Here is a 23,709-nt window from a genome sequence, read left to right as displayed (position 1 = left end):
AACACCGTTTCGACACTAGAAACACACAGGCAACCACACGGCCCCGGCCGCCACATACGGTCGGCGCACAAGTTCCCACCCGCCGTCCCGTCAACGGAACAGCCTGTCCCCCACCTGGAGTCGCGATGCGCGCACACCTAGTCACCCTGATCGCCGCCGCCTGCCTGGCGGCCCCGGCGACTCTCCCCGCCACCGCGTCCGCGGCACCCCTCCCCACCACCGTCGACATCCCCTGCGCCGGCACGATCCACCACCAGCCCGCCGACTGGTATCTCCCCGAGGGCACCCCGCGCGGTCTGGTCTGGCTCCAGCACGGCTTCGCCCGCGCCGACGGCAACGTAGCCGACCTGGCCGAAACCCTCACGGCGGCCGGCTATCTCGTCTTCACCCCCAGCCTCCCCTTCATCGATCCGGCCGGCTGCACCCTCCAGAACCTCGGCGACAACACCCCCTTCCTGAACCAGGTCGCGGCCCTGTTCACCACCGCCGACGACCCCACCGCCCCCCTGACCGTCTCCCTCTCCGCAGCGGCCGCCGCCCAGAACCGCCCCACCCCGCCCCTCCCTCACGACCTGGTCTTCATCGGCCACTCCGCCGGCGCCGAAGCGGTCGAATACGTCGCCCACCACCTCCACACCGCCGCCCCCACCGCATGGCAGCACCTACGCGGCCTGATCCTCCTCGACCCGGTGAAGTCCTTCCTGGGCAACAACACCGACACAGCCCTCACCGACCTGGATCACACCGCGCTACCCATCCTCACGATCTCCGGCCCACCCGCCCCCTGCAACAACTTCGGAACCGGCACGGTAGCCCTCCAAACCCTCCTACACCGAGACTTCGTCGGCGTCCGCCTCCCCACCGGCGCCCACACCGACGCCGAAGGCGCCAGCACCGACGCTCTGGGCGAAATCTTCTGCGGCACACCTCAACCCGCCGATGTGGCCACCCTCCAGCACCTGGCCACCGATTGGACCACCGACTTCCTCACCGCCACAACCACTCCCGCCGACTACCCCACCGGCACTCCCCCCACCGTCCCCGCCGCCCCCGGCGCCGAACCCCTCCACGGCGCATAACTACCCGTCCACAACCCCGTGCCCATGCTCGTGCTCATGATCATGCCCACTCCCCGGCACCCCACCCATCATCCGCAACATGGGAATCCCCCCGGTCCGCACGAACCGCACCACCAGCACCGCCGCCAACACCAGAAACACGATGTTCAACCAGGTCGTGTAATTCCACCGAACCCCCTCGGTCATGACCATGGCATTCCGCTCCGTAGGCGTGAGCCCCGCCACCCCGAACAGAATCTCCACCAGATACCCGGCCCCCACCATCGCGACATAGAACGTCCCGAACAGAACAACCGTCATCCGAACCCCGTAATACTTCCGATAGATGTTGAGAATCGGAAGAATCAGCAGATCGGCGAACACGAACGCCACCACCCCACCGAAACTGATCCCCCCGTTCCACAGAACAGCCGCCAACGGCACATTCCCGATGGAACACACGAACGCCGCAATCGCCACCGCGGGCCCGACCACCGGCCCCCACATCGCCGACAACACCGTATGCCCCTCCAGAAAGAACCTCTGCCAGAACGCATCCGGCACCCACGCCCCGATGGCCCCCGCAATCAGCAACCCCACCACCAGATCCCGAAGTATGGCGGCCCACTCCATCACGAAAACGTGTGCCACAGCGGTGAACCCCCGCCCCGACACCAACCGCCGCCAGAACGACCCCTCCCCCGCGACAGCCATATCCATGGCCGCATGCCCCTCCATCGACCCCGCAACCCCCCGCTCGGCCTGCTCACGAGCAGCCGCCACGAGCCGAGACCGCACGAACACCCGGAACAAAAGGGCAACGAACACAATCATGATCGGCCCACCCACGAACTCCGCCACCGTGAACTGCCACCCCAGCAACAAAGCCAGAATGATCCCCAACTCCACCACCAAATTGGTCGACCCGATCTCGAAAGCCATGGCCGCCGTGAAGTTCGCCCCCTTCCGGAACAACGACCGAGCCAACGCCACCGCCGCATAGGAACAAGACGAAGAAGCCGCCCCCAACCCGGCAGCCACCACCAACGTCCGAGGCCGGTCATCCCCGAGCAATCGCACCACGGTCGACTTCCGCACCAACGCCTGCACCACTGCCGACAGGAAGAACCCCAACACCAGAGCCCACAGAATCTCCCAGGTCATGGACCCCGCCAACCCCAACGCATGTCCCACAGCCCGCACAACGATCCCTTCTCTCGCACCACCGAGTACCTTGCCTAACCCTATACCCCTATGGGGTATAGGGTAACATCCGTCTGTAGTCATCTCCCACATGAGCAAGTTCCATGCTCCAGCGCAGGTCACCACAATCCGTTTCCCGAACCGTCGACTCATCACGGGTCGAGGAGGTCTGCCACGCGGCCCCGAGCAAGGCCGCGACGCCTGGCCGGACCAGCGCTTCGCAGGCAAACCTGGAGCCGATCGAGCGGCGGCGCAGACGCGACCGATGCCTGCCCGGGCTCCGAGCGTGAGGCCCACGGCCGGTCGACAATCGAACACGTCGCCTCGTGCGCCGAGTTTCCGTCCCTGTCCTGGCGGGACGAAAGCCCGCAGGCAGCGCTGAAGGGGCATCCGAGATCTTGTCTAGGGCATATCACAGAGGGGCGGACCACCGGCGACGCCACGTCCTCGGCATGTTCGAGACAGCTCCCAGTTTCAGCGTCACCGATCGACCGACTGACAGCCGGCTGACTGGGAACACGACAACATGGTCGTCCAGCCGGCATGCCACTTACACTCGCCGCGCTCGTCCCGTGCCCGTCATCGTCTCGACCATGCCCTCGATGTGTGTGCTATCAACCGACAACCGCGCCCCGGCGGCACCCCTCATCGGCAGGCGCCGGATCACTGGATCCGCCACTAGCGGTGCTCTACCCTGGGACCGTCGAACACCGCTGCGATCACCGGAACAGGCTGGTGATCAACATGATTCATTCGAATACTGAGCCGGAGGGGAAGATGGGGCGATGGACGGCAGGGGCGCTGGGACTGGTGGCCGCGGGACTGGTGATCGAATGCGGCGGACCAGCGCATGCGGCCGACCCCGTCTACTTCAACCATCAAGGGCTGAACTGCGCGGTCTCCGCCACCGGCCTGCTGGGCTGTGACCTGCCCGATGGACTGGTGGTGACGCAGCGACCGGGGTTCCTGCCGTCGGGCAGCGCAGACGGCCTGTCCCTGCCGGCGTCGGGGCGGCAGATCACCCAGGACGTCGTGGGTGGGCCGATGCACGGAACCTCCCTTCCCGGAACCCCGTTCACCCTCCCTGGCGGCAATCCGGCCCCGGTGTACGAACCGAACGGCTGCCCGGGCCAAGCCTGTACACCGAATCCGCCCCTGCTCGGAACCCAGATCCGTTGCGGCGACGGCCATTACATGGCCCGGGGCTGCGTCACCGGTGACCGGCACGGGTTCTCGCTGGCCCAGCCCGGCCAGGTCTACGTGTACTGAGTCGATGCCGCGCGGCCGTCAGTTCGGCGGAAACTGCCCCTGCGCGGTGACGGTGGTGCCGTTCAGCGTGAATGTCACCACACTGGATCCGGTCGGCAGCACAGGTGGTCCTGCACTCGGGCCATTTGTACTGCGCCGAGACGGTGTCACGGGTCTTCCCGAGAACCGTGGTGTAGGCGTACACGGAGGTGGATGAGAACATGCCCGAGCATCTGCGGTCCCGCGCTGCGCGTGGTCGGCGAATGAAACCGCGCGACGCACCCCAACCAACTCTGGGTACCCCCGAGCGGGCGGGTGCTCGGCATATCGTTCCAGCTCAGTCAGCCGATTTGGTTGAACAGGGGTGTCGTGAGGTAATCTCATCGAGCACTCGCGGAGCGGGTGCGGCGGGCTGTGGCGCAGCTTGGTAGCGCACTTGACTGGGGGTCAAGGGGTCGCAGGTTCGAATCCTGTCAGCCCGACCGGAAAGGCCCGGTCACAGCGATTTCGATCGCCGTGACCGGGCCTTCGACTTGCTCCGTGTACACGAGTTGTACACGCTTTGCCGCTTCCGACGTACACGCTTACCCGGTCAGGCGCTCCAAAGCGGCAGTGTAATCGGGAACTAGCTGGTCCGGCTCGATGTAGTGCCGCAGGGTCATCGAGTCCTGCGCATGGCCGAGTTGCTTGGCCGCCGCGAGCGGATCGATTTCCCGGCTCAGGTGGGTCGCGACCACCTTGCGGAAGGTCCGCCCTGTCCACCAGTCGAATTCGCTGCCGCGGATCTGCCGCCAGGTGCGGTTGAACGACTGCTCGTCGAAGATCGCACCGGTACGGGTCGTGAAGACCAGGTCATCGTCCGGGGTGATTCCGGATCGCCGCTGTTCGGCGCCGACCCGCCGCAGGATCGCGACCGTCGCCGCGGTGAGTTGCACCGTGCGCTCGGTCTTCGTTTTCGTCCACGTCTGCCGGTGCTTCGTACCTCCCTTCTGCTGAGAGAATGTGCCGCAGAAGGTAAGTCGTGGCGGCTTGGCGTCGAAATCGATGTCGCACCACCGGACCGCCAGAACCTCACCAGGCCGCGCGCCGGTGCCGATCGCCACCTCGGCGATATCGACGATCTTGCGAGACCTGCGGGGGCCAGATCGGTATCGCGCCGCGCCGCCGGGGATCGCCTCACCGGCGAGCCAGCGGGCCATCTGCGCCCGGAGCGCCTCGATCTGCTCCGGCGTGGCCGCCTTCGGCTGGCCAGCGCGCTTCTTCACCCTGGTGACGTTGTCCATCGGGTTGTGGTCGAGGGCGTCGTATCGGACGGCGATGGCCATCATCTTCTTCAGGATCGCCCGCTGATCCTTGGCTTTCTTCTTGTAGCCGGCCGCGAGCAGCAGCTTGACATGCATGTCGAGCCGGTGTGTGGTGGCCTGCCGGACCTTCAGTTCACCGAGTTCGCTCTTGATCTTGATGGTCTCTTTCTTGGCCCGTTTGTCTGTCGATACCTCGATCTCCTTGCGATAACCAGCAACGGTCGCATCGCCGATTGTGTCATCGAGTTCCGCTTCCGCGAGGAACAGGTCGGCCAGCACCGACAGTTTCGTTTCTGGCGCGACCAGCCTTTCGGTGCCACCGAACCTATCCGACAGCTTCTTCGCGATATTCTGCTGGAGTTTCGTTTTCGCTTTGCGTGCCGTGGCACCACTGCCGGAGACCTGCGCAGTGGCACCACTGTAGAGGCCGACCCGGCAGGTGGCACGCCATGCGCCACTGTTCAACTGCCAGCAGTTTATTTCCCCTTGTTGACCGGGTTCGAGCGGGGAGTTGGACATGGACCGACCTTCATTAGAATTTGGATCTGACCCGACCTTCAGGCGGGTAATTTGATCGTATGCGGTGTAACTTCCAGCAAACTATTTGATCGACCCGACCTCGGAGCATCGCAATTGACACGACGATTGGGTCTGAGTATTGTTGCCAACTTTCGACAAGACTGCGATAGCGCTGCGTGGCCCTCGACGCCAAATCGAGGGCCACGTTCTATCCAGCGATCAGTTTCAGGCGGACCTGGGCCTGCGGTAACCGTTCGGCGGCGAGTCCGGTCGGGAAGAATCGAGCAGCTCACGCTCCCACGCCTCGACATCCGCAAGACGGTAACGACGGTAGCGGCCCACGCGGATGTAGCGCGGCCCACGACCCGTTGATGCCCAGACTGCGATCGTTTTGATCGGGACCTGGTAGCGCTTGGACAGATCCTCGGTGCTGAGCCAGACCTCTGCGGTGGCCATGCGCGTTCTCCTCCTGCCTGCAGATCAGACGGTCCGACCTGCAGGCCGGACCGCTACGGAGGGGAACCGGCGGCGAAGCTGGGCTTCGGCCAGGAGAGCTTTCTCCCAGGCGACGATTTCGCTGAGTGCATACCGGCGGATCCGGCCGGGTTTGATGTAGGTGGGGCCGGTCCCGGTGTGAGCCCACTTGTCCAGTGTGCTGACTTTGACCTTGAGTCGGTCCGCGAGTTCCTGGCTGGTGAGCCAGGTTTCGTCGGCTTCTTGCGCGTTCATGGTGTCCTTCATTACTGGAAGCGGTGTGTTGCGAAGTGGCGCTTGAAGTTTCGCGGCAGTGTGCCGCTCTCACCGTCGGGCGGCGGCCTCTGGCGGCGAGACAACAGAACACCAGTGGCCCGGCGCAATCCCCGGTTTCGGCGCAAACGCACGGCGCAGCGATATCGCGCGCGATGCCGCCGAGCCTCCAGCGACGTCCGCTCGGCGGGCCGCGACCCCGTTGGCCAGTGACACGTAACGGCAGGTTCGGTCGCCGCTCGCTGGCCTCGTGCCCACCGATCAGCGTGCTGGCGAGCGACTCCGGCCGTGCGGGGGCCGAGCGTTCGGCCGTTCAGGCCCTCCACTACCGTTAGCATGCGTAAATAATACGAAAGTAACCACGCAAATCAAGTCCGACTTCGAAGACTGACACCTTGAGCGGCCGCACGGCGGTGCAGATCCTATCAGCAGCTATGTTGATCGAGGTGCGAGCGGCAACGAGCTCGTTGCCTACGTCACCGCTCCGCGAAGGCTTGTGTATATGATTGCGCTTGTGCGTGCGTACTGTGCCATCGGCTGGAGTGTGATCCGGAGTGGATAGAACCACTGCCGAGCGTCTCGGCGGATTCGTTCGAGAGCGCCGGAAGCAACTCGACATCAGTCGGCGGCAGGCCGGTCTCAGCGGCGGTCCGACCGAACCGACCATGTTGAAGATCGAGCGCGGTGAGGCCACGCGAGTCAGCCCCGACACCATGCGCAAGCTCGATGTGTGCCTCAGATGGGAGGCGGGATCAACGGCTACGATCGTCGCCGGCGGGATCCCGAGACCACTCGATGAGCGTCGACACCGCGACATCGCCGTCGGGCCTGCCGCCATCAAGGTGCCGGCAGAAGCGATCGGTCAGCTGATCCGCGTCGCCCGGGAAATAACCGACCTCGCCCAGGCAGACTCACCCCTGATGCAGGCCGCCGCGGATCGGCTCAACGTGGCGATCCAGCCGCTTTACGGGCAGTACGTCACCGAACTGCTCGAAGCGAACCGGCGACAGCAGGGGGCGCTGGCCCCCCTCGTCGTTGTCCTCGGCGAGTTTCTCGACCGACCGATCAGCCCCGACGATGATGACTGGGAAGAAGCCGCGTACAGAAGGTGGCTGGCCGGGATGCCGGTGACCATCGATGACCGGTTGCGAACCGTGTTCGAGTCACGAGTGGAGGGCGGTCGATGAGTACGGGATTGTCGCTGGCCGAGCGCACGGACATGCTCTTCCGGGCCTTGCACTCCGGCCCGAACAACGAGCCCAGCGCCGAAGACGTTGCGGAGGCAATGCAAGGCCGCGGTTTCACAACGCAGGCAACGGTATTGGCCGATATCCGATCGGGTCGGATCGGCGATGCGGCGCCGGAGCTGCTGGCCGCGATCGCCGAGCACTTCGGTCAGGAACCCTGGTACCTCACCGATCCCGGCGACGCGGATCGCGTCCTGGCTCTACACACCCAGCTAGACCTGTTGCGTGCGCTGCGCGACGCGGGGGTGAACCGCGTCCGGCTGCGGGGCACACCGACGTCCAGCGACCGACAGGCCCTGATTCGCAGCCTCACCGAGCGCCAGCGCGGCAGCTCCTAATCGCGCCGGGAAAGCTTGAGGCGTAACCCTTCCGGCTTCAACGTGATCGTTTCCTTCACCTTCAGTTGGTAGGCTGGATCCGGTGTCAGGTCGAAGTTCCGGAGGATCGTCGCGAGGACCAATTGCAGTTCGTGGTAGGCGAACTGACGGCCGATGCATCCACGCATCCCGACTCCGAACGGCCTGTAGAGCTCGGGGTGGCGTGCCTTGACGCGTTCCGGCAGGAAGCGATCCGGATCGAACGTCTCAGGATCTCCTCCCCAGGATGGATGCCGATGCAGTTGGAGTAGGACCACGAACACCCACTCGCCCTTCTCGAACGGATAGCGGTCGGCAAGCATGGTGTCCTGCTTGGCTTTACGGAAATAACCGGGCGCCGTCGGCCACAGCCTCAGTGACTCGTCGATGATGCGTCGGACAAGCCGGAGTTTGCCGACCTGCTCGTAGGTGAGGTCTTCTCCAGTCCACACCTCGGCGATTTCGCGGCGGGCCTGTTCCGCGATCTCCGGCGACCGGGACAAGTAGTGGAGTGCGAATGCGAGCACCCCCGCTGATGTCTCGTGGCCGGCGGCGAGGAACGTCAGGATCTGGTGGCGGATGTTCGTCGCGTCCAGGCACTCGCCGGTCTCGGGATCGGAGACCGTGAGCATCCGGTCGAGCAGATCCCCGTGACCTCCGGCGCCCTCGCTCTGACGCTGCGCGATGACCGCGTCGACCTCGGTGTTGACGAACCTGAGGTCCGCGAGATGCTGGGCCCGCTGCTGCCGGAAGACCGTGCGCTCGACGAGCGGATGTGAATACGCGGACCGATTGATGTAGGTGAGGATGCGCAGCATCGCGGCCACCAGCGGATGCTCGTCGGTGCGGGTGAACGAACCGAACTCGTAGCCGAAACCGGCCCGGCCGATCACCTCCAGCGCCACCTTGTTGGTGTCGCTGGGCACATCGATCCACTGCCCGGAGCGATCGGCCCAGTACTCGATCAGCTCGTTCGCGCACGCCTGCATGGTGGCGTGGTAGCCGCGCATGGCGGCAGCGGTGAAGCTCGGGGCCAGAATCTCGTGCGCTTTGCGCCAGTTGGGTTCGCTGTTGTGCGCGGTGAACAGGCCGTCACCGGCCACCGACCGCAGCGTTCCGATCGGGACGCCGAGGAACTTCGCCCAGAGCTTGTCGTCGTTGATCTCGGTCAGCAGGTCCGGATCGGACACATAGGTCACGCGGGCGCCGAAGATGTTGCGTTCGTAGATGCCCCCGTACTGCTGCGCACCGCGCATTCCCCATTGGCTGCTGTCGGTGACATGCAGATCCCACACATCGCCGAGAACCGGCAACCGGAACGGCGGGTGCGGTAGCTCCCGGTCGGCGGCCCGAATGGGCCTCTCGGTCGAGGAGTTGGTGGTCATCTCGCTCCGTCCAATTGGGGGCTGCCCAGATAGATGTCTGCATGTTTCCAGTGCCGTGCGATGCGGCGCAGCGTACGGGTTTCGTCGATGATGTCGCGGCCGGGTGCGGAAGCTTGTAATCGGACGTACGGGCCCGGTTCGGCTCCTTCGGCCTTGAGATGCAGAGCCCGCGCGATCTGGACGGCTTCTGCGGCCGGCCTGGGTACATCCGCCGGTATCGGAGCCGCAAAGCGGCCGAGCACCAATAGCGCATCGCGGATCTCCACCGTCATGCGGTGCATGCGCCGCCGTGGATCCGGGTCCGGGTCGGTGTGCGACGGCCGCGGAATCTCTACGCAGACCGTGACAAGATCACGCCACATCGGCGTCATCTGCCGGACGGTTCGTGATGCGGGATCCGCACCTAGCCATCGCACGATTTCGGTGCCCACCCGGGCCGCCGCGGCCAGCGCGCCCAACCCGACCATGTACACGAAGTTGTTCTCGTTGGCGTGGAACCGGAAGTCCACGAAAACCTGCCCGGTCCCGGTCGCGGCGCACACGGCGCTGACGAAGATCGATACTGCTTCTTCGAGCGCCCACCCGCCGACGAGCACGATCACCGCATAGGTCAATCGATGAGACGGCCGCAAGTGGCCTGCCCGTATTTCGCGCAGGCTGGCCGACACGATCAGCGCGCCCGTCGCTGCGCACCACAGCGAGAAGAATGCGAAATACACCACCGTCTGCCACCCCTCGGTGCGGTCGATGTATTGCCCGAGACCGCGCGCATAGGACCCGCAGAACAACATCGACACAATCGACACCCCGGCCGCGGCCCAGATGGTCGTGCTCATCCGCCGATAGCCGATCCGTCCGTGCTCCGACCACCGCTCCGACCACGACGCCGTCAGCACAACCAACGGAGCGAACGTGAGCACGATGAACGTAGTGCCGAGCTGTCGGGTGAAGCCGATACTGAGGAGGCCGGCCTCGGCCAGCCCACGTTGCACGGCCTGCTCACGCAGCATGGCAGCGGTCACCGCACAGATCAGGGCATAGGTCACCTGACGCTCGCTCGGCCGGGCACGGCCGTACAGCAGCACCAGCCGCAGCATGGCCGCGACAGCACCGAATCCGATGATCAACCAGGCGATCGGCTGCGGCGCCGAAGACGTCACCAGTCACCACCCCAGAACGAGCGCATCGGCCGCGATATACGCCAGCGCGATACTCCGGACAACAGCAGATCACCGAACTGTTCTGCCTCGTCCTCCTGGTCGTCGCGAAACTCGCTTCGCCCCAGAACACGACGGATCAGTGCTGGATCCAGGTCCGGCAGAAGCCGTTGCAGGCCGGCCAGGCCAGACACACCAGCATCATGATCGAGCACCATGTGTCCGACTTCATGGGCGATGATCTGGTCGATGTGGAAGTCCGTCGTACCCGCGTCATAGGCAATCACATCGACATCCACGCAATCCAGCCACAGCCCGCACTGGAGTGTTCCCGGTTGAATGGACACCGGATCAAGCCGCGATCTGACTGATTTCCCTGAATCCTAACGCATATTCCATTGGTGTCAAATAGTTGAGAGCTGAATGCCTGCGCTGAACGTTGTAGTAGTTCTCGATCCAGCCGAACGTCGCCTTCCGGAGAACCTCGACCGTCGGCCACGGACGGGTATGGATCAGCTCTTTCTTGTAGGTCGCGAACAGTGATTCCGATACGGCATTATCGAAACAAGATCCAGTCCGACCGAGGGAACGGCGGATACCGTTCCGGCGGCAATACCGGTCGAACTCTCGTGAGGTATATTGCGCTCCCCGGTCGCTGTGAAAAATGATACCCGGCTCCGGCCGGCGACGCCCGAGCGCCATATCCAGGGCCTCCAAAACCAGGCTTGTACGCATATGATCCGCCACGGCCCACCCGATCACCGACCGGTCGTGTACATCGATCACCGTGGCCATGTACGCCCACCCGGACCAGGTCTTCACATACGTGATGTCGCCACACCAGCGCCGGCCCGCACCGCCCCCGGTAGCGAAGTCCCGGCCGATCAGATCCGGCGCGCCGACCGGTCGCGTACCCGCAATCGTGGTCCGCCGGAACGACTTCGGATGTCGTCCTTGCAGGCCCGCGGCCCGCATCAACCGCCACACCCGCTTACGTGACACCCGCCACCCCGCCACCGCCAGGCCGGCATGGATCCGGCGCACACCCGGATTACCGCGCAGCTTCTCGAACATCGCCGCGATCAGCCCGGTCAGCGTGACATCCTCCCGGTCCCGGCCGGACACGGCCCGGCCACGCCACGCGTAATACCCCGACCGGGAAACACCCAGTTCCCGGCACATGAATTCGACACCGAAATCCCCGGACTCGACCCAGCCCGCGATCGCAGCGAACTTTACCGCTGGTCTTTCGCGAACCAGGTCGCAACTTTTTTTGCGAACGCGACCTGCATCTTCAGCTCCGCGTTCTCCGCACGCAAACGCTCCAACTCGGCCCGCTCCGAGTCGGTCAAATCCCGATCAGCGGAATCACCGCCACCGGATTCCTTCGCCTTCTTCAACCAATTCCTCAACGTCATCTCGTGGACACCGATATTCCGCGCCACCTCAGCCACCGGCCGACCTTCATCCCGGACGAATCCTACCGCCTGAGCCCTGTACTCATCAGTAAACCTACGCCGCGTCGATCCCAACACCGAACTCCCGTCCTACCGGGCAGCTTCGACCCTCGTGTCCACCAAACCGGGAACGGTCCACACGGCGTTCCCCGGCCCAAGTCCAGCGTTCCCGGCAGCAGCGTCGAATCGACCGGCATCAGTTCGATCGGCCGCCCCCGCCAAGCCCCCAAGCCCGCCAGAAACCGGGTACGGTCCCACGGCGACGGCACGAGCCACATCACCAGCTCACGCGCCATCATCACTCGCTGTGTCGAGTCATCCATCCGAAGCAACCCCTGTCACGGCCACGGAAACTCGCGTAGCGCACAAACAGTTAATCAGAGGTCCGCGGGCGTGGCAAAGCGGCACCGGGATTGATGTGCGGCATGCATGCGTATCACGAAGGAGCTGATGCACCGTTTTGAACAGGTAGAATACGAAGTCGATCCATTGCTAACCGTGGGATCGGCCTCGCGGGCCGAGCTGCCCCACCCAGCCAGCGCTGCCATACGATGACGCAGAGCCTAAAGCAGCACATCATTAGCTATCATATAGCGGCTTGCGCATACATGGGCAAGCCTGAGCTCATAACCCGACGACCACCATTGGGTGGCATTGAGGCCGAGTGGATACGGCCATGCGTCCCAGTGCGTAGCCCTAAACCACGAACATCGTCCCCAGGGTCCTGGAGTGACGATGTTCGTGGCAGGAGATCAAACACGCCGGTGTATCACCAGATGACGGTCAGTACGTCATAGCCCCCGCTGCCCTCGGTACAGGTGGCGTATCGAGCCCCGTCGGCAATGACCTCGCTGCGTTGGTTCTCGCATTCGCGGGGTAGAAGGAAGTCATCGTGCTGCCGGGTTCCGGGCGCCGGCCGGGAACCCGCGGAACCGGTGTCGACGGATGTGCTTTCAGCGCTGGCGATCCCCGCCGTACCGAGGGTGACCATCGCGGCCAGCGTGGCCGTAGTGATAGCTTTCTTGAACACTTGTCTCCCAATACTCCCCAATGGCTCCGATCGAAACACGAAGCGGGACATACGGTATCAACAAAACGGCGGGCGTGGCGCGTTACGTCGATGTACGAAAACACCTCGGGTTCCGGGAGCGTTTAGCCTGAATCCACCGATGAATTCGGTGTATTTGGGTGTGTCGAAATGAAGAAAGTGCCTTCTGACCTGGGATGATTGGAGTTACCACACAACAACCAAGACAAGTTCCGAAAGACACTTTCAGTGCGATTGTTCCACAGGTTCGCCGAGTCCTCGGCGAGGTTCGATGATGATGGCCTCGTGTCGGTGGCGGGGTTGGTTCCGGTGATGACCCTGGCCGAGCAGACGGGTCTGACCAGGCTGTTGACCGAGAAAATTGCCATCGACGCGCCACGAGTCAAGTCCGGGTCGGTGAACCCGGCACCGAAACTGGCCACGTTGATCGCCGGGATGTGTGCGGGTGCGGACAGCATCGACGATATCGGTCTGCTGCGCAGCGGCGGGTGCAAGACGCTGTTCAGTGGCGTGTATGCGCCCTCGACGGTCGGGACTCTGTTGCGGGAGTTCACATTCGGTCACGCCAAGCAGTTGGAGTCGGTGATGCGCGAGCATCTGCTGGCCTTGACCGCGCGCGCGGATCTGTTGCCCGGTGCGGCTGTGCGGACCTTCGTCGATATCGATTCGCTGCTGCGCCCGGTCTATGGCCACCAGAAGCAGGGCGCGTCGTACGGGCACACGAAGATTGCTGGGAAAAAGGTTCTCCGCAAAGGACTTTCACCCCTGGCAACCACGATCAGCACCGACCTGGCGGCACCGGTGATCGCCGGGATACGGCTACGCGCAGGTAAGACCGGCTCGGGCAAAGGTGCCGCATCGATGGTTACCGCCGCGATCGGCACCGCTCGTGCCGCCCGCGCCACCGGCATCGTGCTGGTGCGTGGGGACTCCGCATACGGCACCCGCAAAGTCGTGTGCGCCGCGTTGCGCGCCGGGGCACAGTTCTCGCTGGTACTGACCAAGAATTCGGCGGTCAACGCCGCGATCACCGCGATCGGCGAAGACCAATGGACTCCGGTGCGGTATCCCGGTGCCGTGCGTGATCCCGATACCGGTGAGTGGATCTCCGACGCCGAGGTCGCCGAAATCTCTTATACCGCTTTCGCTTCCACGAAAGACCGGACCACCGCGAGGCTGATCGTGCGCCGGGTGAAAGACGCCCGATACCCCGATGCCCTGTTCCCGGTCTGGCGGTATCACCCGTTCTTCACCAACTCCACCGAGCCCGTCGCCGATGCCGACATCACCCACCGCAAACACGCCATCATCGAAACCGTGTTCGCCGACCTGATCGACGGGCCACTGGCTCACATTCCGTCCGGGAAATTCGGCGCCAACTTCGCCTGGGTCCTGTGCGCCGCGATCGCCCACAACCTGCTGCGCACCGCCGGAATACTGGCCGGTGGCCGACTCGGCCGGGCCCGCGGATCGACCCTGCGCCGCAAAATCATCACCATCCCCGCCCGGCTCGCTCGCCCTCAACGGCGTCCCATCCTGCACCTGCCCCGCTGCTGGCCCTGGGCGGACGCATGGCTCACGTTGTGGCACAACACAATCGGTTACACACCACCACAACCCGACAGCATCTGACCATCCCCGCCCGACGGGCCCGAACCGAGGACTCACGTGGAAAAGCTGGCCAGGCCAGCGGCTACCCCACGCCCGAAACCCGCTGGTCCGCGCGCCGCAGGCGCGCGGACCAGCACGAAACCCCCGTCAGTGGATTCAGGTTTAGAGCTCCTATCAGGTTCGATTGCTGAGTCGTCGCCAGCAGATCAGCGCTGCGGCGAGGTCGAGGAATCCTTGGTGGATGTCGGTGCGACGTTCCCAACGGATGGCCAAACGCCGGTATTGAGGTGCCCGGAGGATCTCGGACAGTGGCCCAAAGTAGGATTGGGTAGCACTGAACGGAGTTGTTTGTGGCACAGAGGAAGCCGCGGCAGAAGCCGCGGCATTTCACTCCCGAGTTCCGGGAAACGGCGGCCAGGGAGGTCGTCGAGAAGTCGCGGCCGGTCGAGGACGTGGCCCGCGATTGCGGGGTGACGGGTCAGACGATCCGGAACTGGGTGAGAGATTTCCGGGACACGCATGCTGTGACCGATCCAGGGCTGTCGGTGACCGAGCGGGCGCGGCTGAAGGAATTGGAGCGGCGAGTCCGGGAACTCGAGGAAGAGAACCGATTCTTGGGAAAATCGGTGGCCTTCTTCGCGAAGAAGCACCGGTGACAGCGAAATACGCGTTCATCGCCTCCGAAGAAGGCAATCATGCTGTCGTGTCCATGTGTCGGTGGGCGCAGGTCTCCCGGTCGGGCTATTACGCCCGGCGTCACCGGAAACCATCGGCCACCGCGCAGCGCCGGGAGATCCTCGAAGCCGAGATCCGATTCTCTTTCGAGCATTCTGACGGCACCTACGGTTATCGCCGTATCCACGCCCAGCTGGCCCGCTGGGGCACGGTAGTGGACCCGGACACGGTCCGGGTGATCATGCGTGAGCTGGGCCTGGTCCCGTGCCAGCCGCGCCCGTGGCGGCCGGTGACAACGATCGCCGGTGACTCGGCAGAACTGCCGGATCTGGTGCGCCGCGATTTCACCGCCGAGAAGCCGGCAGCCAAGCTCGTCGGTGATATTACATATATTCGAACCTGGGAAGGCTGGTTGTACTTGGCGACGGTGCTGGACTGTTTCTCGAAGAAGGTCGTCGGGTACGCGATGGCCGACCATATGCGCACCGAATTGGTGACCGATGCCTTGCGGATGGCGGCACGGAATCTGCCGTTCCGGCATGGCGAGACGATATTCCACAGCGATCGCGGCGCGCAATATATGTCGTCTGAATTCGCGTCCGTCGCTGAAGAATTGGGTGCTCGACGGTCCGTAGGCCGCACTGGAGTGTGCTGGGATAATTGCTGGGCGGAATCGTTCAATGGCACCCTGAAGAACGAGCGTGTCCACCGCAACCCAGTACCCGACCCGCGAGCATGCCCGCAGAGACATCTGCGCCTATATCGAGTTGCGGTACAACCAGATTCGGCTTCATTCTGGAATTGACTATCGAACCCCGAACGAGGTAGAGTCCGAGTGGTTCGAACAGAACAAGGCAGCTTGAGGAAACCAAAAACTCGCTGTCCGAAATCTTTCCAGCCCCTCATATTGGTGCAGCAAGGCCAGGGTTTGCTCGACGATCCAGCGGCCGGCGGTCACCTTGTCGCGAGTGCCTCGGCGTGGGATGTAGCCGGTGATCCGTCGTTGTTCGAGTTCGTCGTAGACCCGGGGGTAGTCGTAGCCTTTGTCCGCGATCAGGGTCGTGATCTTCTCGCGTGGTCGGCCGGGGCGTCCTCGCAGCGGCCGTACTCGATCGAGCAGCTCGGGCAGCACGAGGTGATCATTGACGTTGGCCGCGGACTGCACGATTGCGAGGGGAAGCCCGTTGCCGCAGGTCAGGATGTGGTGTTTGGCCCCGGTCTTGCGGCGGTCGACCGGGCTGGGACCGGTGTCGGCGCCCCTTTTTTGGCCCGCACATGCGAGCCATCGGGTATGACGCGGTCGAAATCGATCAATCCCGCGCGGTGGCAGTGGGCGAGCATCGTGGTGTGCATGGCCTCGAAGACTCCGGCGGCCTGCCAGTCTCGTAGTCGTCGCCAGCAGGTCATGCCGGACCCGAATCCCAGCTCCTGGGGCAGGTCCTCCCACCCGATGCCGGTGATCAGTACGAACAAGATCCCTTGCAGGACAAGCCGATCGTTCATCCGTGCTGGTCCTGGCGTTCCCGGTGCCTTGACCGGCAATAGCGGTTCGATCACTGCCCATAGCTGGTCATCCACGATCCACGGCGCTGCCACGATGAAACATACTGCGCTACAACAGGACTCGCCACCACCCGACAGAACCTGTTAGGAGCTCTTAGCCACACTGGCGTAGAGCGGGGACCGATGGTGTTGGCCAGGCTTAAATCGTTAACCAGTTGCACCGCAACGCAATCGACGCCGGGCCGGTGGGTTGCCACCGATGTCCCTTTTGCCCAGCACGGCCTGGTTCCAGTGCGAGTTGGGCTGCTGCATGGGCGTGTCGCACTGCGAACCGAACGTGCAGCGGTCCCATTTCGGGCGAATCCTGTTGCGTCTCGCGGCATCCGCTCATGTCGAATTGCGTGTGACGACCATGTCCGCCCCGCGCGAATGACAATGTGGGCGAATCGAGTTGATGCATTGGCCCTGCTGCGGCGACCATGCTGTCATGGCAGCCGAGCGTCGGCCCAGCCCGTTCCGGAGACCATTCGGTCTCTAAAAATCCCAGCTCGACGCTGTTGTTCGCCCACCAATGCTGAGCCTGCGCCGTGCCTGGAATCGCTGCCGTGCCTGGAATCGCTATGGCGATCATTGCGGGGCGGACGGGCTGGTCGGGTCTGTCTCTGCGGTGACCTGACACTCGTCGAGAACATCGAACGGGGATCCCCCGGCAGCGAAGAATTCTTCGGCGACCGCCTCGTCCAGGCCATCGGTCTTCCAGGTGTTGCTCTCGTAGTTCACCACGGATTCGACACTGAATCCCTGGCCCTCGTACTCGACGACACGTCCGCCAATGTCGAGCTGCATTGTGACCGGGTCGTCGGCACCGAACAACTCGGGCAACTGAGTCAGGTAATGGAGGATGTAGAGGACATCGCCGTCGCAACGGCGCAGCAGTAACCGCAGTGTCCGGTAATCGATCACCGGTACGTCGCGTGATCGCTGGTCGAAGAACATACCGCTGTTCTGCGAGGTCACGATGATGTGGCGACCGGTGATGAGGCCTTGCTCGACCAGCTGTGGCGCACTATGAGTGACAACGTCGACGAAGAACTCGCGCCCGGCATCGGTGCACAGCGCGGCATCAATACGCTCAAGTTGCTCGTATGCCTTGGGGATCACTGCCTTGTCGGCGGCCCGCAGGTAGTCCTTGGCCCAGAAACCGGGAAGGAATCCTTTCGTCTCGCACAGGAACACGAAGTAGCCCAGGGTCGCTTCCGGCGAGATCGCCAGAATATCAATGTCGGGTGCGCCTGGGGAGAACTTGTCGAGTTCGATGTTGGTTCGGACATGGAATCCGGCAGCTTCAAAGTCGGCGGCCACCGTTTTGTTGAACGCCTTGCCGAGCGCTTCACTGAGGGTCGCATTGAATCTGCCCGGCGCACGCAACGCATGTACCCGCAGCACCTTCGCAATGCCGTCGTTATCGATAATCCTGTCGGCGATCATGAGGTATTCGCCCGAATCGGGTGGCTCTACCAGCGAGAAATGCATTGGCTGCATGGCGGCGGTGCGGACCGAGTACGTCATGTCGTCCAGGATCATGGCGATCGTAGGCTGGGCGATGCCGGTGGCGTATTCGATCTCAAGGAGCAGGCTGTCTCGGTCGAACCTGAACATCGGTACCAAGTCGTTGATCTCTGCGTAGTGCCGGTGGTAGATGGCTTTGGTCAGCAAGTACCGGTAGACGCGGTAGAGGTCGGCGTAAGAGTAGTCGGGGAACTCGATATTCGAGGATTCACCGCCGAGCATGTCGAAATGGCTGCGCATCCGATGCTCTGCTTCTGCCGTGCAAAGCTCGAATGCCCGGTCGATGTGCTCGCCCTGTCCGATTTCAGGAGCGCCCACAAGCAGTGAGTGCAACTCCTCGGTCATACGCTCGGTCTCAGAATGAAACTCGATGCGGGTCACAATTGCAGTGTTGTAGCGCAGCGCAAATTCTCTCCGCAGCGACGGATCCCGGAAGGCGATCGTCACACGCTCGCCAGTGAAGCTCCATTGCAGAGAGTCCGGCATGTTGTAGGTGTAGTAGAGCAGCTCGCGAAGGATGTAATAGTGGCCCAGAAACAGCAGATCTCGCACGAGGTCGTCGACCGAGGGCGGCGATGCCGTGGTGGCGCCGCGGCGCATGAGAGCGCCCAAGGCGATCTGCAGCCCGTTGGCCAACGCGCCGCCGAGCGCTTCAGCGTGGGGCCGCGAAAATGCCATCGTGACGACAGCGACACAGTCCACGATCGAGCTCGCGGTTCCCTGTGCGATCAGCGGGCGCGCTTCGAGCGCAGCATCCAGTTCGGCTTCGAATCGCCGCACCTCGGTCAGGTCGTTCACCCTGCGATCATCGCATCTCAATTATGCAGCTGCATAACTATTTTCGCTGTGAGCAGGGGAATCCCACGATCGGATCTTGCGCTACCGAACACTACCGAACGATCCGACCTGGCGGTGAGGCCGCTGACTAGGCGTGATTCGGGAATGCGGGCACCCAGCGAGGGTCAGCGCGTAGCGGCGGCTACAAGCACCGTAATGAGGAGCATTCCGATAGCGAACAGGAGAAGCCATGCGGCTCTACGGAACTGGCGGTAGCGGAAGGCGTGCAGTTGGGAAGCACGCCACAACTCGTCGAGAGCTCCACGGAGCTGCTGTTCCGGAGATTGATCCGACACCGCCACCCGAAAGTCCTCAAAAGTCTTCCAGGTGCGGCCGATTCGGGACAGACTGTAGACAGTCGACGCCGCAGTGCGCGTCTCGATGAACGCTCGCTCGGTACTTCGCAACATGACCAGCGCTTGCGTCGCAAAGATGACGGAACCTCCGGCCAGAACGAGCGCACAGATTGCTGGCGAGAACACCCACCACACACTCAACCGCTCCGTTCTTTTCAGCGAGAAGGCCAAGGTGGTCCCTCCGACGACAAGCGTGTTGGCGCCCAGGACCACGCCGGCACGAACGGAGATCGCAGTCCGCTGCGCATCCTCCCGCATGAGATGCCAATGCACGGCGTCAAGGCTCAAGCCACTGCGCCGGCCAGTATTTACCCCTGGGATCATGACTCGATTGTGCCGAATCATGATGATACCGGGGGGGGCTTTCGCGGGCCGAAGACGGGTCACATGCGGCTACTCGTTAGTTCCGACAGCATTCCGTGAGGAGAGCTGATGTTACGCTTCGTTGATGATCTCGTCCAGCGCATCTCGAGCAGTTTTCAGAAACTCGCGTTGAATGGCGATGAAGGACTGGCCGACTACATCGACGGCGATGGCGTGCTCAGCTGTATCGGCGACCGAGTTCGCATGATCCTCCGCGAACTGGCGGACTTCCGCAACCAGCGAGCCCAATCGTGTGATCAGGTTCTGTGCAACCTCGGCGACCTCGGCCGGCCCTTCGAGCACTACCTTGAACAAGAGCTGTTCGCCGTCTTTGGATAGGCGGCGGATCTCAGCCAACCGGTCCGTATCCAACGGCATCGGCGCAGTCGCCGTGCACAGTTCGCGGAAATACTGCTGGTTGGCCCGGTCCGCGGCGCTCAGTGCACCGAGCAGATCGAGGTAGGCGGTCTGACGGCGTTCCCTCCGCCATCTCAGATGTTCAAGCCGCAACTCTCGCAGGTGGCCTTCTCTTTGTTCGAGTTCCTGCCGTTTCTGCTGCCGCTCAAGCGCACCCTGCCTGCGTGTTTCGGATCTGGCCGCAACGATCGCCGTCAGGGCTGCGCCGAGAGCAGTCCCAAAGACACTCACAGCAGCAACAAGAACACTGATCACATCGTCCCCCGGATCGACCGTTCTCGTCAGTATAGGCTGGAAGCCTTTGTTTCAGTGTTGGTTTCGTTGCCGAACTGGGAGATTCAGCCACGGTCAGCCGACGATCTCGGCAACCGGTCTCAGCCACCAACCTGCATCGAATACCGAATGTGAGGCAAATCACTCGATCTCGATTGGATCGGGGCGATCGTAGTTCGTCATAGCCAACCTTTTCCGTTCGCTGATTTTCCCTAGTTTTACCTTCCTGAACCGCGGATTGTGCGTTGTCTACAGGTTTTCTACGGTCGATCACGATCAACGAATCGGCAGAATCGAAGGGATATCCAAGGATGGTGGTACCAGGCAATCACGTCACGCGGCAGGCGTGGGCACGTACCGCGACAGCAGCGGCGGTATCGGCTCTGTTAACCGGTAGCGCCGCGGTAGCAGCAGCTGCGCCAATCGCCGACGTGGATTTGACCGGTGGCAGCTGCCCAGTGCTGTACGCGCTGGGAGTGCAAGGCACGGGCCAGTCCTCTCCGGATGCGCCGGTATCTACTGATACGGGGATGTTGTCGGAGGTGTTCGCTCCGATGTTGGCCGAAGCCGATGCGGCACATGTGAAGGTCGCTCGCGCCTATGTGCCGTATGAGGCATCGTTCGGCGGTTTCGACAGTCCGGTGAATCCGGACAGCGCCTCGTACGCGAAGTCGGTGCAAGGCGGTGTCGATCAGCTGCAGCAGATGGTGACGCGGGTCGCCGGCGAGTGCCCGCAGACGCGGTTCGCGGTCGCGGGGTACAGCCAGGGTGCGCATGTGGTGAGCATGTGGGCGCAGCGGATCGGCGCCGGGTCCGGAGAAATCAGACCCGAGCGGGTGGCGGCGATCGCGTTGTTCGGTGACCCCGTGCGTGCTCCAGGCGCGCCGGTGTTCCCCGGTCGTGCTGGTCAGCAGGTTCCCGATCCGGCGCCGGGTACAGACGGTGTGGCAGTGCGGGACCTGGACCAGGTGCCACCGGCTCCGACGTCCGGGGGTGGTATCGGCCCGGACCGGGACCAGACCGGCGACTTCGGTGTATTCGCGGGGCGGGTGCTGAGTGTGTGCGCATCTGGTGATCTGGCGTGCGATGCCCCGGACCACGCACCGATTTTGAAGGCGGTAGCGAACATCGCGGGGCAGGCCGAGTTCGGCGGTGATCCGCTGCGGGCATTGTGGAGTGTGACTCAGGCGCTGGCCTTCACGTCGATCAAGACGGTGTCGTCGGCGATCAATGAAGACGTGCAGGGTAATTCGTTGCAGGACTTGTCGATTGCTCCGAAAGTCAGCCTGTCGCAGCGGATCGCGGATGCCTCTGATCCGCGTACTCCGTTGGATCCCGGTGATGTGGTGCAGGCTGCGATGAAGATCGCGACGATCGGATTCAATTCTGTTGTCGCGGTGGCACGGACAGTGTTGAGTCCGGACACGATCACGGCGGTGGCGACCGCGGGGCTGACGGATCCGATCGCCGGTCTGGCGACGTTCGGAATAAAGCTGTTGGGTGCGTTGCCGCAGTTGATGCCGCCGCAGACCGCGATCGGGCTGGTGCAGTCGGCGTTCCAGGTGGTGACCAGCAATATCACCGACAATCGGGATCTGGTGGATACGGCGGTGTGGGCGAAGTACTCCGACGCGATTACCCGCCACGACTCCTACGGCGTGGACCCGATCACCTCCGGCGGGCGTTCGGCCACACAGTTCACCGCGGACTGGTTCACTGCCGTCGCCCGCGACCTCTCCGCATCGAATCCGGCCGACGACAAGTCGATTCAGCCACAACCGACTATGGGCAGCAACTTCCGCGGCAGCGCGACCGCCACGACCCCGACCGGGGCCAGTTCACCGGGATCTCCGCGATACCCGTGGGATTCGGGCTCCAGCGGTCTGGAGGACGTGTCGATACCTGGACCAACCGTCTCGGTGCCGGCACCGTCGGCCTCTTCGGTCGCACCGCCGCACGCTGACGCGCACTGAACAGCCGACGAAGCGTTCCCTCGGTCCGCGCTCGGATCTCGGGCCGGACCAACCCAGAAGGATGAGGAAAGAAACGACCATGAGCGGTGGATTGGTTACTCGGACGCGGCGAGCGTCGATGTTGGCCGCATCGGCAGCACCGATTGCGGCCGTGATCCTTTGCGGTACAGCGGTTCCAGCGACAGCGGAGACCGTGGTGCAGCCGGGGATCGGCACCAGCCAGACCGGCGGCGGGCAGGCCGGGGTGACCGGCACTCCGCCGGCTCCGATGTTGCCGGACCGGGGTGTGGAAGGGCCGAGCTCGGCGCAGCCGTATGCGACCCGTTCCATACCGGACACGACGGCACCGGTACCCGCGATCGATCCTGCGCAATTGCACCCGCCGGAAGCAGTGGAGCCGGTATTGCCGATCCGGCCTGACCCGGACACGGTCCGGGTCGGTGAATTCGAGGCGCCGCGGCCGGAATGGCTGCCCATCGAGTTGACCGATCGGATCAATTCCGATGCAGCACTGGCGGAAGCGAGAATCACGGAAGCCTGGAATTCGGTGGGCGTGTCGCCGGACCGCTCGGATCGGGTCGCGGCCGCAACGATCGCCGGTGCCGCACTGGGAGCGGGTATCGGCGCGGTAACTGCGGCGATCCCCGCCGCTGTCGTCGGTGGTGTCGCAGGCGCCGGAATCGGTACCGGGGTCGGCGCGGTCGTCGGCGGCGTGGTCGGTGTCGGCGGCGCAATGATCGCCGGTGCCGCCGGTGCGGTCGGTGCGGCGTTGGCGACCGGCGGGGTGGCGGCGATCCCGGAAATCGCGGCAATCCCGATCCTTGCCGGGGGAACCATCGGCACCGCCATCGGTGCGGGGGCAATCATCGGCGGTGTCGCCGGGGCCGGTCTCGGCGCAGTCGGCGCCGGCGCTGCGGCCGCACTGGGCGGCGCCGTGGTCGGCGGTCTCCTCGGGGGCGCGATCGGCAGCATCGTCGGCGTCGGCTCCTGACGGTTGCTTCCCGGGCGGCCTGAATCCGGCTAATGGTTCAGGCCGCCGGGGGCCAGACACAACATGCCTTTGAGGAGGTGAGGAATATTGCCCACACGCAATGGGTCCGGACCCGGCCATTGGAGTGACTGGCTGCCGATGGCACCTCTGAACGTCACGCACGATGCCGTGATTACCGAAGACGGACAAGCTGTAGCCGACACTGTGAACTCGTCGATCGCCGAGAATTCTCGCCTGGTGCAGGCGTCCACGGCATTGCCGAAAGCGGTACGCCGCCACGGTGTGCTGGCGGTCGGCGCTATCGCCACAGCGATAGCGGTCGGACTCGTGGTCGTGTTGCCCGGCCTGCGGCACGCGTCCGTGCGCTCGGTTCCCGCTTCACCAACGGCGCCGGCGCGACCGGACCCGTCGT

Annotated in this window: 22 protein-coding genes, 1 tRNA gene and 2 pseudogenes; 9 read left to right on the top strand and 16 right to left on the bottom strand. The window is 63.8% G+C overall.

The window, feature by feature from the left end:
• Positions 1 to 125 precede the first annotated feature (125 nt).
• Complete coding sequence (locus G361_RS42140) at positions 126 to 1,079, top strand: alpha/beta hydrolase (RefSeq protein WP_019925579.1); 954 nt, start codon at positions 126 to 128, stop codon at positions 1,077 to 1,079.
• Here G361_RS42140 and G361_RS42135 read toward each other — a convergent pair whose 3' ends face one another.
• A complete protein-coding gene (locus tag G361_RS42135; RefSeq protein ID WP_255359830.1) occupies positions 1,080 to 2,267 on the bottom strand; it encodes a permease in 1,188 nt (395 codons plus the stop codon).
• Positions 2,268 to 3,038: 771 nt separating this feature from the next.
• Here G361_RS42135 and G361_RS46605 point away from each other — a divergent pair.
• Positions 3,039 to 3,530 carry a hypothetical protein gene (locus tag G361_RS46605; protein ID WP_019925577.1) on the top strand — a complete coding sequence of 164 codons (492 nt, stop codon included), beginning with the start codon at positions 3,039 to 3,041 and terminating at the stop codon, positions 3,528 to 3,530.
• Positions 3,531 to 3,917: 387 nt separating this feature from the next.
• Positions 3,918 to 3,991, top strand: a tRNA-Pro gene (locus G361_RS0103070).
• Between the two features lie 102 nt (positions 3,992 to 4,093).
• On the opposite strand, the gene G361_RS0103065 is transcribed toward G361_RS0103070, so the two are convergent.
• The 3 genes from G361_RS0103065 to G361_RS42125 form a co-directional block, all read right to left on the bottom strand.
• On the bottom strand, positions 4,094 to 5,332 hold the full coding sequence (locus tag G361_RS0103065; protein ID WP_081635279.1) for a tyrosine-type recombinase/integrase: 1,239 nt from the start codon (positions 5,330 to 5,332) through the stop codon (positions 4,094 to 4,096).
• A 225-nt stretch (positions 5,333 to 5,557) separates the two neighbouring features.
• On the bottom strand, positions 5,558 to 5,788 hold the full coding sequence (locus tag G361_RS48020) for a helix-turn-helix domain-containing protein (protein WP_026342627.1): 231 nt from the start codon (positions 5,786 to 5,788) through the stop codon (positions 5,558 to 5,560).
• Positions 5,789 to 5,812: 24 nt separating this feature from the next.
• A complete protein-coding gene (locus G361_RS42125; protein WP_052172719.1) occupies positions 5,813 to 6,061 on the bottom strand; it encodes an AlpA family transcriptional regulator in 249 nt (82 codons plus the stop codon).
• A gap of 683 nt (positions 6,062 to 6,744) precedes the next feature.
• Between G361_RS42125 and G361_RS0103050 the strand changes: the two genes are divergently transcribed.
• Together G361_RS0103050 and G361_RS0103045 are read left to right on the top strand one after the other, a co-directional pair.
• On the top strand, positions 6,745 to 7,266 hold the full coding sequence (locus G361_RS0103050) for a hypothetical protein (protein ID WP_019925574.1): 522 nt from the start codon (positions 6,745 to 6,747) through the stop codon (positions 7,264 to 7,266).
• Positions 7,267 to 7,274: 8 nt separating this feature from the next.
• Positions 7,275 to 7,664, top strand: a complete 390-nt coding sequence (locus G361_RS0103045) for a hypothetical protein (protein ID WP_155981279.1) — start codon at positions 7,275 to 7,277, stop codon at positions 7,662 to 7,664.
• On the opposite strand, the gene G361_RS0103040 is transcribed toward G361_RS0103045, so the two are convergent.
• From G361_RS0103040 to G361_RS0103015, 6 genes are all read right to left on the bottom strand, one after another.
• Complete coding sequence (locus G361_RS0103040) at positions 7,661 to 9,067, bottom strand: cytochrome P450 (RefSeq protein WP_019925572.1); 1,407 nt, start codon at positions 9,065 to 9,067, stop codon at positions 7,661 to 7,663. The genes G361_RS0103045 and G361_RS0103040 overlap by 4 nt on opposite strands.
• On the bottom strand, positions 9,064 to 10,227 hold the full coding sequence (locus G361_RS0103035) for an MAB_1171c family putative transporter (protein ID WP_019925571.1): 1,164 nt from the start codon (positions 10,225 to 10,227) through the stop codon (positions 9,064 to 9,066). The genes G361_RS0103040 and G361_RS0103035 overlap by 4 nt, the downstream gene beginning before the upstream one ends.
• On the bottom strand, positions 10,224 to 10,523 hold the full coding sequence (locus tag G361_RS42120; RefSeq protein WP_019925570.1) for a hypothetical protein: 300 nt from the start codon (positions 10,521 to 10,523) through the stop codon (positions 10,224 to 10,226). Before G361_RS42120 ends, G361_RS0103035 begins: the two co-directional genes overlap by 4 nt.
• A gap of 52 nt (positions 10,524 to 10,575) precedes the next feature.
• Positions 10,576 to 11,448 (bottom strand): IS3 family transposase, encoded by an 873-nt coding sequence (locus G361_RS0103025; protein WP_026342606.1) that lies wholly within the window; start codon positions 11,446 to 11,448, stop codon positions 10,576 to 10,578.
• An 11-nt stretch (positions 11,449 to 11,459) separates the two neighbouring features.
• Complete coding sequence (locus G361_RS50155; RefSeq protein ID WP_196814393.1) at positions 11,460 to 11,759, bottom strand: transposase; 300 nt, start codon at positions 11,757 to 11,759, stop codon at positions 11,460 to 11,462.
• Positions 11,760 to 12,450: 691 nt separating this feature from the next.
• The gene (locus G361_RS0103015) at positions 12,451 to 12,711 is read right to left on the bottom strand and encodes a hypothetical protein (protein WP_019925569.1); all 261 of its coding nucleotides are present in this window, start codon (positions 12,709 to 12,711) and stop codon (positions 12,451 to 12,453) included.
• Between the two features lie 246 nt (positions 12,712 to 12,957).
• Here G361_RS0103015 and G361_RS0103010 point away from each other — a divergent pair, with 246 nt between their 5' ends.
• The gene (locus G361_RS0103010) at positions 12,958 to 14,361 is read left to right on the top strand and encodes an IS1380 family transposase (RefSeq protein ID WP_019925568.1); all 1,404 of its coding nucleotides are present in this window, start codon (positions 12,958 to 12,960) and stop codon (positions 14,359 to 14,361) included.
• A gap of 153 nt (positions 14,362 to 14,514) precedes the next feature.
• Here G361_RS0103010 and G361_RS50150 read toward each other — a convergent pair.
• Positions 14,515 to 14,625, bottom strand: a pseudogene (locus tag G361_RS50150) (transposase); the annotation flags it as partial.
• A gap of 65 nt (positions 14,626 to 14,690) precedes the next feature.
• Here G361_RS50150 and G361_RS42115 point away from each other — a divergent pair.
• Positions 14,691 to 15,878, top strand: a pseudogene (locus G361_RS42115) (IS3 family transposase).
• On the opposite strand, the gene G361_RS50145 reads toward G361_RS42115, so the two are convergent.
• From G361_RS50145 to G361_RS0102970, 5 genes are all read right to left on the bottom strand, one after another.
• On the bottom strand, positions 15,821 to 16,213 hold the full coding sequence (locus G361_RS50145; RefSeq protein WP_231386988.1) for a transposase: 393 nt from the start codon (positions 16,211 to 16,213) through the stop codon (positions 15,821 to 15,823). The pseudogene G361_RS42115 and the gene G361_RS50145 overlap by 58 nt on opposite strands.
• A complete protein-coding gene (locus G361_RS0102990; RefSeq protein ID WP_196814402.1) occupies positions 16,210 to 16,611 on the bottom strand; it encodes a transposase in 402 nt (133 codons plus the stop codon). Before G361_RS0102990 ends, G361_RS50145 begins: the two co-directional genes overlap by 4 nt.
• A 534-nt stretch (positions 16,612 to 17,145) precedes the next feature.
• The gene (locus G361_RS0102980; RefSeq protein WP_019925564.1) at positions 17,146 to 18,885 is read right to left on the bottom strand and encodes a hypothetical protein; all 1,740 of its coding nucleotides are present in this window, start codon (positions 18,883 to 18,885) and stop codon (positions 17,146 to 17,148) included.
• A gap of 164 nt (positions 18,886 to 19,049) precedes the next feature.
• Positions 19,050 to 19,604, bottom strand: a complete 555-nt coding sequence (locus G361_RS0102975; protein WP_019925563.1) for a hypothetical protein — start codon at positions 19,602 to 19,604, stop codon at positions 19,050 to 19,052.
• A 111-nt stretch (positions 19,605 to 19,715) separates the two neighbouring features.
• On the bottom strand, positions 19,716 to 20,315 hold the full coding sequence (locus tag G361_RS0102970) for a hypothetical protein (RefSeq protein WP_019925562.1): 600 nt from the start codon (positions 20,313 to 20,315) through the stop codon (positions 19,716 to 19,718).
• 329 nt (positions 20,316 to 20,644) lie between these two features.
• Here G361_RS0102970 and G361_RS42110 point away from each other — a divergent pair, with 329 nt between their 5' ends.
• Together G361_RS42110 and G361_RS42105 are read left to right on the top strand one after the other, a co-directional pair.
• Entirely contained in the window at positions 20,645 to 22,306 is a 1,662-nt protein-coding gene (locus G361_RS42110; protein WP_081635277.1) for a cutinase family protein, read from the top strand.
• 403 nt (positions 22,307 to 22,709) lie between these two features.
• Positions 22,710 to 23,297 (top strand): hypothetical protein, encoded by a 588-nt coding sequence (locus G361_RS42105; RefSeq protein ID WP_155981277.1) that lies wholly within the window; start codon positions 22,710 to 22,712, stop codon positions 23,295 to 23,297.
• The last annotated feature ends 412 nt before the right edge of the window (positions 23,298 to 23,709 follow it).

This window comes from Nocardia sp. BMG111209 (assembly GCF_000381925.1).
GTDB lineage: Bacteria > Actinomycetota > Actinomycetes > Mycobacteriales > Mycobacteriaceae > Nocardia.
This window is presented reverse-complemented; position numbering and strand designations above follow the sequence as displayed.

Excerpts from the sequence above, each read along its gene's own strand:
- G361_RS42140 (WP_019925579.1), top strand. The coding sequence starts at position 126 with ATGCGCGCACACCTAGTCACCCTGATCGCCGCCGCCTGCCTGGCGGCC.
- G361_RS46605 (WP_019925577.1), top strand. The coding sequence starts at position 3,039 with ATGGGGCGATGGACGGCAGGGGCGCTGGGACTGGTGGCCGCGGGACTG.
- G361_RS0103065 (WP_081635279.1), bottom strand. The coding sequence starts at position 5,332 with ATGTCCAACTCCCCGCTCGAACCCGGTCAACAAGGGGAAATAAACTGC.
- G361_RS48020 (WP_026342627.1), bottom strand. The coding sequence starts at position 5,788 with ATGGCCACCGCAGAGGTCTGGCTCAGCACCGAGGATCTGTCCAAGCGC.
- G361_RS42125 (WP_052172719.1), bottom strand. The coding sequence starts at position 6,061 with ATGAACGCGCAAGAAGCCGACGAAACCTGGCTCACCAGCCAGGAACTC.
- G361_RS0103050 (WP_019925574.1), top strand. The coding sequence starts at position 6,745 with ATGTTGAAGATCGAGCGCGGTGAGGCCACGCGAGTCAGCCCCGACACC.
- G361_RS0103040 (WP_019925572.1), bottom strand. The coding sequence starts at position 9,067 with ATGACCACCAACTCCTCGACCGAGAGGCCCATTCGGGCCGCCGACCGG.
- G361_RS0102975 (WP_019925563.1), bottom strand. The coding sequence starts at position 19,604 with ATGATCCCAGGGGTAAATACTGGCCGGCGCAGTGGCTTGAGCCTTGAC.
- G361_RS42110 (WP_081635277.1), top strand. The coding sequence starts at position 20,645 with ATGGTGGTACCAGGCAATCACGTCACGCGGCAGGCGTGGGCACGTACC.